Below are 12,495 nucleotides of genomic sequence, written 5' to 3'. Positions count from 1 at the left end.
AAGGGTAGAAGGGAAACGCCGTTTCCCACCAACCACAGAGGCAGCAATGAAGCACATCGAGGCCGAACACCCCCGGCCACGCCACTTCCTCCTCCACCTGAGCGACCCCCACCTGTTGGGAGGTCCGGATCCCCTTTACGGCGCAGTTGACAGCGAAGCCAAGCTCATTCAGCTTTTCGAAGAGGTCAGGGCTTCCGGCGCGCGGCCCGAGGCCGTGATCTTCACGGGCGACCTCGCCGATCAAGGCGACCCTCAAGCCTACGCAAAGCTCCGGGCAATTGTTGATCCCGCCTGCGAGGACATGGGCGCCCAAGTCATCTGGGCGATGGGCAACCACGACAACCGCGCCAATTTCCGGACCGGGCTGCTGGACGAGCCGGCGAGTGATGCACCGGTGGACCGAAGTTACTTCATCAATGGCCTGCGCATCATCACCATGGACACCTCGGTCCCGGGTTACCACCACGGCGAGCTAAGCCCGTCACAGCTGGGCTGGCTCACCCGCCAGTTGGATACCCCGGCCCCCGACGGCACCATCCTGGCGCTCCACCATCCGCCGGTCCCGTCGGTCCTGGACCTTTCGGTGCTCGTGGAACTGCGGGATCAGGCCAGCCTGGCTTCGGTGGTCCGCAACTCCGACGTCCGGACCATTCTTGCCGGGCATCTGCACTACTCGACCACCGCCACCTTTGCCGGGATTCCTGTCTCCGTGGCCTCGGCGACGTGCTACACCCAGGACCTCAACGTCCCCGTCGGCGGTACGCGCGGCCGGGACGGCGGGCAGGCCTTCAACTTGGTGCACGTCTACGAACACACCATTGTCCACTCCGTGGTTCCGCTGGGGAATGCGGCCACCGTAGGCGAGCATGTCACCCCGGAAATGACGGCCGAGCGCCTGGCCGCCGCGGGCGTCAGCATCCCCGACAACGCAAAAACAGCCGGCACCAGAAAAGTCGCCCTGCCGAACTACGCCATCTAGCCATGCTCGGCCGGCGGGCAGCAGCCCCCAACGTCGGCAAGTCCAACGTTGGGGCCGCAGACCTCAGAGCTCCCAGGGCGCCTTGATGGGGTAGTACTTCTCCAGGAAATCGGTCACGATCTCGGCGCGCTCGTCGGCGGGGACCTCGGGGAAGCTGCCGTCATTGAGGCAGAAGAAGTCCATGTTCCGCTTGGCCAGCAGCTTGGGCAGGTAGTTCAGCCCGGCGCGGGCGGTGGTGTCCACGTACCGCACCCTGGCTGCGGTCTGGGTGACCGCACGGCCCGTGAGCAGGGCGTAGTAGTGGTAGAAGGAATTGGTGACCGAGATGTTGTCCGCGGCGCGGAACCTGCTGCCGGCCGTCTTCTGGAACTCCTCCGGGAACTCACGCTCCATCCGGGCCACAACGCTGCGCCGCAGCGGGGCGGCGGTGTGCTCAAGGTGCCGTGTGGTGATCCGCCCGAAGCGGTTCCAGAGCAGCTTCCGGTTAACGCGGGCCGCGTTCTCGAAGCCACTGCGCTCGGCATCGTTGTCGCCCAGCCCGATCCGGGTCTCTGCCTCGATGAACTTGGTGACACCGCCCGGAGTGAAGAACATGTCCGGGCCCACAGGCCGGCCGAAGAACATGTCGTCGTTCGAGTAAAGGAAGTGCTCGGAGAGGCCCTCGATGTTGTGGAGCTGGCATTCCACGGCCTGCGAGTTGTGCGTGGGCAGCACTGTGGGATCGGCGAAAAATTCCTCGCTGCGGACGATGGTCACCGACGGGTGCTCGGCGAGCCACTCCGGGGCGGGGGAGTCCGTGGCGATAAAGATGCGGCGGATCCAGGGCGCGAACATGTACACCGAGCGCAGGGCGTACTTGAGTTCGTTGATCTGCCGGAAGCGGGCTTCGTTGTCGTCGCCTTCGCCGAGAACCACACCCTTCTGCTGGGCGCGGCGGGCCGCGATGTAATCGGGCGAGCTGCCGTCCACCCACGAAAAGACCAGATCGATGTCGAAGCTGATGTCGCTGGCGTGATCGGCGAACATGTTCTCGATGGTGGGCCAGGTGTGTCCGTAACGTTCAACCGTCCCACGGACAGCGTCCTGGGACTGCATGGTGCGGCGGGTCAGGGAGTTTTCGATCGGGAGGATCAGCTGATCGCCCTCAAAGCTCCAGAGCTCAATCTGGACGCCGGCGGAGGAACCGAACTCGAAACCGCCGTCGGGCTCAACCCGCGGGCGGTAGAGGCGGAAGATGCGGGCCTGGCGGTTGGGGGAGAGATCGCCGTCGGCCACCAGCACGGAGGACTTCTTTTTCGCGTCCACGGTCATGGAGTAGACCGGCTCGTTGCGGCAGGCCTCCACCAGGGCTGCCCGCAGCTTCTTGCGGTCCTTCCAGTCCAGGGCGATGACCGGACGGTCGTTGTTGCCCCGGACCAGCAGGTAGTCCAGGCCTTCGCCCGCCAGGACACCACGCAGGAACAACAGGTCCTCGACCATGGCCTGGTACGGCGTCCGGTTGTGGTTGATCAGGGCATACCTGCCCTTGTGCCGGACTACATCGGGCCGGTGTTTGAGCCGCGCCTCAGCCGCCGGAGATGTCACCTCGGCGTGGGTTCGCGGTTCTACGGACGCCTGGCCGCCGTAGTAGATCTCGTCCTGGACAGGTGCTTCTGTAATGGTTGTCTCCGTCGCGGGTAAATGGTAAGCGTTCTTACCTGAATAATAGCGCGACCCCCAAAATGGCAGGCCCGAAACGGGCGCTGCCGGGCGGGGGACGGGCTCAGTTGACCATTGCCTCCCGCCAGCTGCGCAGGAAAGCTCCGCCGGCGTCGTCGTGAATGACATCTTCCCCAAGCCCCAGATCGGTGGCCGTCAACACGTCGTAGGGTTTGACCGGAACGCCGTCCGCCGGGCGGACATCAACGTGCTTCACGGGATGGTCATTGTGGTGCAACCAGTCCGCCATCGCATAGTCCGTGCGGGAATCACCCACGGTCCGCCAGGCCTGCGGCGTGATGCCCTGCGCCGCCAGTAACTCCACCGCGCGGCTGGCGCCGAGGTCCTTGCCCAGCCGCACCGACTCAATATCGGTGGAAATGATGGTGGGATCGACACGGTAGTCCACCTCGTCGTCGGAATTCGGCGCGTGGTGCTCCAGCCGGACCACGCCCAGGCCGTGGCGGGTCATCAGGTCCATGGCGTCGGAGTCAAAAAGCTTCTGTTCGGCCAAGTAATCGGCGGAAGGCACCTCGATGTGCTGTTCAACAGACACCATGGCGCGCTTGGTCTCGTCAAAAAACATGTGCCGGGAGTAGTCCTCGGCCACGAGCCTGCGGACGTCATCGCCGTAGGCCTTGGGCACGGCAAGATCGTGGTCAACGTGGATGGGGCCGGGCCCGGCAGCGGTGTAACTGAACCACACGGCGCCCTTCTCGCAAATGGCGTGGATGACCGTCCCGGCGGGCATTCCCGCAGCGATCATGGGCGCCATGACCTGCTCCCGGATGAAGGCATCGGAGCGGCCGGTGTTGAAAACGACCGGAATCCCGGCGGTGGCCAGCGCCACCAGATCGGCAATGATGCCCGGTTTCACGTCGCGGGTCACGGGGCTGGCCACGGGTCCGTCGACGTCGAGCAGGAGGGCGAGGGGCGGGGTGGACGGCAGGCGGACGCCGGGCGTTGTGCCGGCAGGGAATTCGGGCGCAGTCATGGCTCCATTGTGTCAGCCGGAGGCCCCCGATCCTGCGCCGGCGGTGCTAGGTCCGCGGCATGTGACAGATGGTCACTGTTTGGCTACAACCTTGGGATGGTGCGGGCCGGACACTTCTCATAGGGCGCCAAGCTGCCTAGGGTGGCATGGTGATATTCAAAGCTGTGGGCGAGGGACGCCCGTATCCCGACCATGGTTTCAACACGCCCAAACAGTGGGCATCGCTGCCGCCGCGGCCTGTCCGCCTGGACGAACTGGTGACCACCAAACGGACGCTGGACCTCGAAGCGCTCCTCGCCGAAGACTCCACCTTTTTCGGTGACCTCTTTCCCCACGTGGTGCAGTACCAGGGAACCCTGTACCTGGAGGACGGACTGCACCGCGCCGTCCGGACAGCGTTGCACCAGCGGACCGCCATCCACGCCCGTGTGCTGGTCATAGATGGCTAGGAAGCCCAGGGACGCCAGCGTCCTGCACGGCCACCACGTTGTTTCCGGCCCCGAACTGCGGGCCACCTTTGAGGCTGCCGGCGACCCCGACAATCCGGTGCGGCTGCGCCGCCGCGTGGTGCATGGAGTGGTCCTGGTCTTACTGCTGGGCCTCATTGCGGGCGCCATCATCGTTGCACTGGCCATCGTGAACGGGCATCTGAAGCTTCCGACGACGGCGGGCAGCGATGAGCCCCGGACCACCTGTCCCGCGGCCACCTTTGACTACACCCCCAACGACAAAATCAACCTCAACGTCTACAACTCCACCAGCCGTCCCGGGCTGGCCCGCACTGTGGCGGATGAGTTGCTGGTCCGGAAGTTTGTGGTGGGGGCCGTGGCCAACACCGAGGCCGGCTTCCGCGGCGTGGCTGCGGTGGTGTCCGGGGCTGCCGGGCAGTCTGCCGCCTTCAGTGTCCAGCGGAACCTGCCGGGCTCCGACTACTTCCAGGATGGCCGGACGGACGCCAGCGTCGACGTCATCCTTTCCAGTGATTACCGGGAGCTCGCCGCTGCGGACCGCGTGGACCAGACGCCGGGGAAGCTCAGCTGCCCGCGTGAAAGTCGCCGGATTGCTGACGACGCCAAATGGCCGGTTATTCCAACGGCAGGCCCCTGACCTGTTGCCGGTGCTCTCTCACTTCTGGTTGCTAAACCGGGTTGCTAAACCAGGCGGATGACGACCGTAGGTGACACAGCAACGCTGGCGTTCACGGCAAGGGGAGGCTGACGCGCAGGGGTGCGCCGGCGTCGTCGAACCGTGCTCCGGCGCCCAGCTGGATGAACCGCACGGTGCGGGCGACCCGCGCCTCAAGTTCGGCGGGCTCGTTGCTGCCGCGCGCCGCGCTGGAGGAGAGTGTGCCGTGGATGAGCTGCGCCTGCTGGCCAATGTCCGCTTGTGGCAGGTACCCCTGCGCCATGCCGTCCCTGAGGATGCCCTGCAGCAGGACGCTGAGTTCCCCGACGTGGTCGGCCAATTTCGCAAAGGACGACGGCGACAGCACCGCCGCCATCGCCGGTCCGGGTGGGAGGTGGCGGCGGCTGAGGTCCTCCACCTGGGTGCGCACGTACAGGGCCAGCCGTTCGACGGGGTTCTCGAGAGTGCTCAGCGACTCCCGCAGCTCGGTGAGGAACCGCTCGGTCTCGTCCAGGGCATAGGAGATCAGCAGCTCTTCGATGTCCGCGTAGTAGTTGTAGACAGCGGTGCGCCCCACCCCGGCATGCCGGGCGACATCTGTCATGGTCAGTCCGGGCAGGCCGTGCGTGAACAGGAGTTCCCCGAATGCTGTCAGGACCCGGCGTTGCGTCTCGGCGCGTTGCGCGGCGTTGTTGGCCGCCGAAATCCTGGGCATGCAGACACTTTACCGCGATGTGTCAGTAAGAACTCGTCGGGCCAGTAGAACTCGTTAGGCTCGGTCAGACCGCGCAGCCGTCCGGGCCGCAGGCCTCGCCATCGTTGCCGGCCGCGGCGTTGACCAGAACCAGCGGGTTGGTCTCCTGCCAGGCCTGGTGGAGCGCCGCAGTGAACGTTTCGGCCGGCTGGGCACCCGAGAGGCCGAACTTGCGGTCAATCACGAAGAACGGGACGCCCGTGATGCCCAGGGCGCGGGCTTCCTCGAAATCGAAGCGGACGTCGTCGGCGTATTTGTCCGTGGTGAAGAGTTCGGCGACTGCCTCGGTGCTGAGGCCCAGATCCTGTCCCAGGGCCGTGAGGTATTCGGCACTGCCGATGTCCTTGCCGTGCTCGAAGTGATCGCTCAGCAGGCGTTCCTTGGCGGCATCCTGCTGACCGTGCTCGGCAGCGAGGTGGATCAGGCGGTGGGCGGTGAAGCTGTTGGCCACCACCACCTGGTCGAACCGGTAGTCCAGGCCCTCGCCCTTGGCCTGCGCGGCGACGTGGTCAAACATCTCCGAGACCTGCGCCGGGGCCATGCCCTTGCGCGTGCTTAAGTACTCCAGCTCCGTGCCGTCATAGTGCTCCGGGAGGGTGGGGTCCAGCTGGTAGCTGCGCCACTTCACCTCCACAGCGTCGCGGTGTGGGAACTCGGCCAGGGCGGCCTCGAACCGGCGCTTGCCGATGTAGCACCACGGACACGCGACGTCTGACCAGATCTCAATCTTCATGCTTGCCACAACTGTGCAGGTCAGGCGCCCATTCCCCGCAGGCAGTGTCGGATTTGTCACATTGGGCCTTGAAATCGCTCCCCGCGCGGGGCGATAGTCGGAACAACAGGTTAAGCAGAGGCCTATCGGAACAACTCAGGTGCCAGCGCGGGGGGACCTGGCCGCCATCCCCCGGAGGCCAAACCATGCGGATCGGACTTGTTGCAGGACCATGGATTCCCGTTCCCCCCGTCGGCTACGGAGGTATCGAGAGGGTTGTTGACGCCCTGGCCCGGGGGTTCATCGCCGAAGGGCACGAGGTGTTGCTTGCCGCAGCGTCGGACAGTACCTGTCCTGCCCCCTTGGTATCAGGCATGAGGCCTTCACAGCCGGCTAAACTCGGGTTCACACTCTCCGAGCTCAGCCATGTCATCAGGGCATATGACGGCCTGGGCGGGGTGGACATCATCCACGACCACACCCTGGCCGGGCCCCTGGCTGCCAGGCGGAGGTCCACCGCCCCCGTGGTGACTACCATTCACGGCCCCCTCACCCCGGCGTCGGCCGATTTGTACCGCGCGATGGCTGCCGACACGGCCATTATCGGAATCTCACGTGACCAGGCCTCCCGTGTGCCGGACGTTCCGATCACCCGCGTGATCCACCACGGAATGGACGTCTCTGCCGTCCCGGTCGGATCCGGCACCGGCGGCTATGCCTGCTTCGTCGGCAGGATGTGCCCGGACAAGGGCGTGCTCGAGGCCATCCACATCGCGCGCAGGGCAGGAGTTCCGCTGCGTATTGCAGCCAAAATGCGCGAGCCGGACGAGATCGCGTACTTCCGCTCCGACATTGAGCCGATCCTGGGCTCCAACGAGGTCTTCCTGGGCGAGCTGGGGGACGCCGACAAGTTCCAGCTCATGGGTGAGGCGATGGCGTTCCTGAACCCCATCCAATGGTCCGAGCCGTTTGGGCTGGTGATGATCGAATCCCTTGCCACAGGTACGCCGGTAGTGGGAACCCCGACCGGAGCCGCACCTGAGATTGTGGACCACGGCAAAACCGGCTACCTGGGGCCGACCGAACAGCTGCACAGCTTCCTGCCCCTTGCCGCAACGCTGGACAGGTCGCTCTGCAGGGACCGGGCGCTCAAGCTGTTCAGCACCGAAAGGATGGTGGGCAACCACCTGGATCTCTTCGCGAAACTCTTGGACAAGAGCCAGCTGCCGGGGGTTCCGGACGGTTCCCCATTGCACCAGAATCGGGTATGGGGAACGGTTGTCCGGGCGCCCGAAACAGGCCCGGTCTCTACTCGGCGGCCTTAGGGAAGGAGCGCATCCATGACTGCATGGAATGCAGACACGGAAGCAGACGTTGGCGGGACAGAGTCGGTAACCCTGGTCGAAGGATCTTCATTCTGCATCTCTTCACACAGTGGTGACATCAGCTCCGAGGGTGGAACGAGCGGGGCGTTCTACCAGGACACCAGGGTGGTGTCGCAGTGGATCCTGCGCATCAACGGCGCGCTCCGCGAGGCCCTGGTGGCGCAGCGTCCGGACGCCTACGAGGCCACCTTCGTGGGCCGTGCCAAGTGGCCCGACGGCAGGTTCGACAGCCCGCTCGTGGTCCGCCAGCAACGCCACATCGGTCCGGGCCTCCAGGACGACATCACGCTGGAGAACTATTCCTCGGAACCTGTTGACTGTGACATCGAACTTCTGGTTGACGCGGACCAGGCCGACCTGTTTGACGTTAAGGGTGGCCGCCCTGTCACGGACGCCGCCGTGAGCAGAAGCGTCCGGGGTGAAGAACTCGTCATTGAAGCCGTCCGCAACGCCCAGCGCCGCGGCTCGGCCATCCGCGCGGCTGGCGCCGACGTCAGCGCTGGCGCGTTGCGTTTCCACGCGCACATCCCCGCGAGAGGCAAATGGTCCACGAGCGTTATTGTGGTCCCTCTGATCAACGGTGTGGCTCCGAAGGAACCCTTCAGCGAAGCCGGGCTGCCACGCCACCGGGCAGGCGTCCAACGGCACTTGGCGTGGGAAGAAAACGTGCCCAGGATCTCTGTCGGCGACCGCAACATCGAGGCAACCCTCCTGCGGAGCCAGGCCGATCTGGGATCGCTGCGGATTTTCGACGCCGAACACCCCGACCGCGCAGCCGTGGCCGCCGGCGCGCCGTGGTTCATGGCGCTGTTCGGGAGGGATTCACTCCTGTCCTCCTACATGTCCCTGCTGGTGGACTCGACGCTTGCGGTCGGGACCCTCCAAACCCTGGCCACCATCCAGGGGGCAAAGGTCGACGACGACTCCGAGGAGGAGCCCGGCCGCATCCCCCACGAGGTGCGGTTGGGCGTGACAGCCGGGCTGTCCCTGGGTGGAACCGCCTATTACGGCACTGCGGACGCTACCCCGCTGTTCGTCACTGTCTTAGGGGAGCTGAGCCGCTGGGGGCTGTCCGATGACGTCCTTGAATCCCTGCTGCCGCACGCGGACCGGGCCCTTGACTGGATCGAAACGTACGGTGACCGTGACGGTGACGGCTTTGTGGAATACCTCCGCCCAAATACCCATGGGCTGGTGAACCAAGGCTGGAAGGACTCCTGGGACGGAATCAATTTCGCGGACGGCCGGATAGCTGAGCCGCCGATCGCGCTGTGCGAAGTCCAGGGCTACGCCTACGCAGCCTACGTGGCCCGCGCACTCCTCGCCCGAGCGGCCGGGGACACGGAGACAGAGAACCATTGGGCAGAACGCGCGGCCGCGCTGAAGAAAGCCTTCAATGAAAAATTCTGGCTGCCGGACAAGGGCTACTTCGCCGTAGCGCTGGACAAGGACAAGAAGCCTGTTGACGCCTGCACATCGAACATGGGCCAATGCCTTTGGGTGGGCATAGTCGACGAGGACAAAGCGCCGTCCGTGGTGGAGCGGCTGATGTCGCCGGAAATGTTCACCGGCTGGGGGATCCGGACCCTGGCCTCGAATATGGGGGCTTACAACCCTGTGAGTTATCACAACGGTTCAGTGTGGCCGCATGATTCGGCCCTCGTAGCCACCGGCCTGATGCGCTACGGTTTTGTGCCTGAGGCCAAGCTGCTTGCGCGGGGCATTTTCGACGCGGCTGCCCATTTCGACGGTCAGCTGCCCGAACTGTTCTGCGGCTTCGACCGGACCGAGTTCCACGGACCGGTGCCCTACCCGACGGCGTGTTCCCCACAGGCCTGGGCGGCGGCGGCGCCCATCCAGCTTGCCCGCATCCTGCTCCGGTTTGATCCGGACTTCACCCGCGGTGTTGTCCACCTGGCCCCTATCCTGGCCGAGGACAAAGGGCACTTCAGGGCTGACAACGTACGGCTTGGCCATGCCAGAATCTCCATCAGCGCGCACCGGACCGAGGGCACCATCGAGGGCCTGCCGCCGGGACTGAAACTGCTGAAGGAACCCCGTCCGCCCCTCGACGAGCGCCTGGGCGGCCAGGCCGGCGACTAGCGGCAGGATTCCCGGAGGACGCTTACGGTACGGCCCGCTCGAGGACGAAATCATGTTCCACCGTGGTTCCCAGCCTGAAGGACTTGGAACCGACCTTCCGGAAACCGGACTTCTCGTAGAACCGGAGGGCCCGCGCGTTCTGGCTGTTGACACCCAGCCAGACCCCGGCCGCGCCCGCTTCGGCGGCGGCCTGCAGGCTGGCGTGCATCAGCTCCGCGGCGGCGCCCAGGCCATGATGGTCGGGGTGGACGTAGCATTTGCTGAGCTCGACGGACGGCAGGACTTGCAGCGCCGACGCCACATCCGGGTCTTGGGCCGGACGTTTGACGAGCAGGCTGTAGCCGCGGAGCGCGCCGTCGGCGTCGATGACCAGCATGATGACGTCAGGATCCGCCAGGTACCCCCGGAAGTGCCTTTCGCTGAGCGTGTTGGCCACGTGCGCGGCAATGTCCTCCGGTGACGACGACGGCGGGCAGGCCAGCGGGAAGGTGACGGCCGCCAGTTCGGCGAGCGGGCCGGCGTCGTCCGTTGTGGCCTTTCGGATGGTGTGGGTCATGCAGGGATTCTACGTGCGCTTCCTACGGCTTAGAGCTGAACGCGGCGTCGAAGGAGGTGTTCGAGGCGGGGAAGTCGAATTTCTTCAGGGCGGCGAGGGCTTCGGGGGCGCCGTGGAGGCGGTCCATGCCGGCGTCTTCCCATTCGACGGAGATGGGGCCGGTGTAGCCGATCGCGGTGAGGGCTCGGAAGGAGGATTCCCAGGGGACGTCGCCGCGGCCGGCGGAGACGAAGTCCCAGCCGCGGCGGGGGTCGCCCCACGGCAGGTGTGAGCCCATGACGGTGTTCCGGCCGGTGGGGCGGAGCTTCGTGTCTTTGCAGTCGACGTGGTAGATCCGGTCCTTGAAGTCCCAGATGAAGGAGACGGGGTCGATGCCCTGCCACATGAAGTGTGAGGGGTCCCAGTTCAGGCCGAACGCTGGCCGGTGGCCGATCGCTTCGAGGGTCCGGACGGTGGTCCAGTAGTCGTAGGCGATTTCGGATGGGTGGACTTCGTGGGCGAAGCGGACGCCGCATTCGTCAAAGACGTCCAGGATGGGGTTCCAGCGGTCGGCGAAGTCCTGGTAGCCGTCCTCGATCACGGCGGCGGGGACGGGTGGGAACATGGCCACGTACTGCCAGATCGAGGAGCCGGTGAACCCGACGACGGTGTCCACGCCCAGTGCCTTGGCGAGGCGGGCGGTGTGTTTCATTTCCTCGGCGGCGCGTTGGCGGACGCCTTCGGGGTCGCCGTCGCCCCAGACCTTGGCGCCCACGATCGCTTCGTGGCGGAAGTCGATGGGGTCATCGCAGACGGCCTGGCCCTTGAGGTGGTTGGAGATGGCCCAGACCTTGAGGTTGTACTTGGCCAGGATGGCGAGCTTGGATTCGACGTAGCCGGGTTCGTCCCAGCGCCAGGCGTCCAGGTGGTCCCCGGACACGGCGATTTCCAGGCCGTCGTAGCCCCAGCCGGAGGCCAGGCGCGCGACTTCCTCGAACGGGAGGTCGGCCCACTGGCCGGTGAACAGGGTATAGGGGCGGGACATGTCAGGCTCCTTCAGGGGTGGTGCGGGCCAGCGGGATGGTGGAGCTTTTCGCGGCGGCGGACTCTTCGATGGCGTTCAGGATCCGCTGCACCTCAAGGCCGTCCTCGAACGACGGTGACGGCGGGGTTCCGGTGCTGATGGCGGTCAGGAAGTCGCGGATCTCATGCGTGAACGTGTGCTCCCAGCCGATGATGTGGCCCTGCGGCCACCACGCTTCAAGATACGGGTGCTCGGGCTCGCTGACCAGGATCCGGCGGAAGCCCTGCTCGCGGGCGGGTGCGGTGGCGTCGAGGAACCGGAGTTCGTTGAGGTTCTCCAGGTCGAAGATGATGGCGCCCTTGTCCCCGTAGACCTCCAGTTTCAGGGAGTTCTTCTGGCCGGTGGCCACCCGGGAGACCTCCACGGAGGCGATCGCCCCGGAGGTGAGGGACAGCGTTGCCCAGGCGGCGTCGTCGACCGTGACATCCTCCATGCCCGCCGCACCGGGGCGGCGCGTGGTGAACGTGTGCGTCCGGCCGGACACTTCGGTGACCCGGTCCCCGAGCAGGAAAAGGACCTGGTCGATCGCGTGGGAGGCAATGTCCCCGAGCGCCCCGGAACCGGCGGTTTCCTTGGTCAGCCGCCAGCTCATGGGCGCCGTTTCATCCGCCAGCCAGTCCTGCAGGTAGGCCGCCCGGACGTGGCGGACAGTTCCCACCCGGCCTTCCGCGATGAGTTCCTTCGCCAGGGCCAACGCGGGCACCCGCCGGTAATTGAAACCGATCATCGACTGCACGCCCAAGGCCCGTGCTGCCTGGGCGGCCGCCGTCATGGACTCGGCCTCGGCGAGGGTGTTGGCGAGCGGCTTCTCCACCAGGACATGCTTGCCTGCCTCAAGGGCGGCGATCGCGATCTCGGCGTGCATCCAGCCCGGCGCGCAGATGTCCACGATGTCGATGTCATCGCGGTCCAGGACTGTGCGCCAGTCCGTCGCGGTCTCGGACCAGCCGTACTTGGCAGCTGCTTCCTCAACTCCGGCGGGGTCCCGGCCCACCAGGACTTTCTGCTCAAAGGGCGGGACGTCAAAGAAGCTGGCCACGTTCCGCCAGGCGTTGGAATGGGCCTTGCCCATAAACGCATAGCCGATCATTGCGACGCCCAGCGGGCGCTTCACAGGTGAGGTCAT

General features: G+C 65.7%; 12 protein-coding genes. 5 read left to right on the top strand and 7 right to left on the bottom strand.

Going from position 1 to position 12,495, the window contains the following annotated elements; all coding sequences use genetic code 11:
• Positions 1 to 46 precede the first annotated feature (46 nt).
• Entirely contained in the window at positions 47 to 979 is a 933-nt protein-coding gene (locus tag ACZY0Q_RS14295) for a phosphodiesterase (protein ID WP_463917819.1), read from the top strand.
• Between the two features lie 63 nt (positions 980 to 1,042).
• Here the strand turns inward: ACZY0Q_RS14295 and ACZY0Q_RS14290 are convergent, their stop codons facing one another.
• Together ACZY0Q_RS14290 and ACZY0Q_RS14285 are read right to left on the bottom strand one after the other, a co-directional pair.
• Positions 1,043 to 2,458 (bottom strand): stealth family protein, encoded by a 1,416-nt coding sequence (locus ACZY0Q_RS14290; RefSeq protein ID WP_463918654.1) that lies wholly within the window; start codon positions 2,456 to 2,458, stop codon positions 1,043 to 1,045.
• A 283-nt stretch (positions 2,459 to 2,741) separates the two neighbouring features.
• The gene (locus ACZY0Q_RS14285; protein WP_463917818.1) at positions 2,742 to 3,671 is read right to left on the bottom strand and encodes a Cof-type HAD-IIB family hydrolase; all 930 of its coding nucleotides are present in this window, start codon (positions 3,669 to 3,671) and stop codon (positions 2,742 to 2,744) included.
• A gap of 149 nt (positions 3,672 to 3,820) precedes the next feature.
• On the opposite strand from ACZY0Q_RS14285, the gene ACZY0Q_RS14280 reads away from it, so the two are divergent.
• Both ACZY0Q_RS14280 and ACZY0Q_RS14275 read left to right on the top strand, forming a co-directional pair.
• Positions 3,821 to 4,120 (top strand): type II toxin-antitoxin system VapB family antitoxin, encoded by a 300-nt coding sequence (locus tag ACZY0Q_RS14280; protein WP_058930154.1) that lies wholly within the window; start codon positions 3,821 to 3,823, stop codon positions 4,118 to 4,120.
• The gene (locus ACZY0Q_RS14275; RefSeq protein WP_463917816.1) at positions 4,113 to 4,778 is read left to right on the top strand and encodes a LytR C-terminal domain-containing protein; all 666 of its coding nucleotides are present in this window, start codon (positions 4,113 to 4,115) and stop codon (positions 4,776 to 4,778) included. The genes ACZY0Q_RS14280 and ACZY0Q_RS14275 overlap by 8 nt, the downstream gene beginning before the upstream one ends.
• Positions 4,779 to 4,869: 91 nt before the next feature.
• Here the strand turns inward: ACZY0Q_RS14275 and ACZY0Q_RS14270 are convergent, their stop codons facing one another.
• On the bottom strand, positions 4,870 to 5,511 hold the full coding sequence (locus tag ACZY0Q_RS14270; protein ID WP_463917814.1) for a TetR/AcrR family transcriptional regulator: 642 nt from the start codon (positions 5,509 to 5,511) through the stop codon (positions 4,870 to 4,872).
• Positions 5,512 to 5,575: 64 nt separating this feature from the next.
• Positions 5,576 to 6,283 (bottom strand): DsbA family oxidoreductase, encoded by a 708-nt coding sequence (locus tag ACZY0Q_RS14265; protein WP_463917813.1) that lies wholly within the window; start codon positions 6,281 to 6,283, stop codon positions 5,576 to 5,578.
• 185 nt (positions 6,284 to 6,468) lie between these two features.
• Between ACZY0Q_RS14265 and ACZY0Q_RS14260 the strand changes: the two genes are divergently transcribed.
• Positions 6,469 to 7,587 (top strand): glycosyltransferase family 4 protein, encoded by a 1,119-nt coding sequence (locus tag ACZY0Q_RS14260; protein WP_463917811.1) that lies wholly within the window; start codon positions 6,469 to 6,471, stop codon positions 7,585 to 7,587.
• 15 nt (positions 7,588 to 7,602) lie between these two features.
• The gene (locus ACZY0Q_RS14255; RefSeq protein WP_463917810.1) at positions 7,603 to 9,750 is read left to right on the top strand and encodes an amylo-alpha-1,6-glucosidase; all 2,148 of its coding nucleotides are present in this window, start codon (positions 7,603 to 7,605) and stop codon (positions 9,748 to 9,750) included.
• Positions 9,751 to 9,772: 22 nt separating this feature from the next.
• Here the strand turns inward: ACZY0Q_RS14255 and ACZY0Q_RS14250 are convergent, their stop codons facing one another.
• From ACZY0Q_RS14250 to ACZY0Q_RS14240, 3 genes are read right to left on the bottom strand one after another with little or no spacing between them, the layout of a single operon-like run.
• Positions 9,773 to 10,306, bottom strand: a complete 534-nt coding sequence (locus ACZY0Q_RS14250) for an N-acetyltransferase family protein (RefSeq protein ID WP_463917808.1) — start codon at positions 10,304 to 10,306, stop codon at positions 9,773 to 9,775.
• A 22-nt stretch (positions 10,307 to 10,328) separates the two neighbouring features.
• Positions 10,329 to 11,330 carry a sugar phosphate isomerase/epimerase family protein gene (locus tag ACZY0Q_RS14245; protein WP_463917807.1) on the bottom strand — a complete coding sequence of 334 codons (1,002 nt, stop codon included), beginning with the start codon at positions 11,328 to 11,330 and terminating at the stop codon, positions 10,329 to 10,331.
• Between the two features lies 1 nt (position 11,331).
• On the bottom strand, positions 11,332 to 12,495 hold the full coding sequence (locus ACZY0Q_RS14240; RefSeq protein ID WP_463917805.1) for a Gfo/Idh/MocA family protein: 1,164 nt from the start codon (positions 12,493 to 12,495) through the stop codon (positions 11,332 to 11,334).

The sequence above is a fragment of the Pseudarthrobacter lactosi genome, assembly GCF_055412785.1.
The sequence above is the reverse complement of the archived record's forward strand: the minus strand, read 5'-3'. Positions and strand labels throughout refer to the sequence as shown.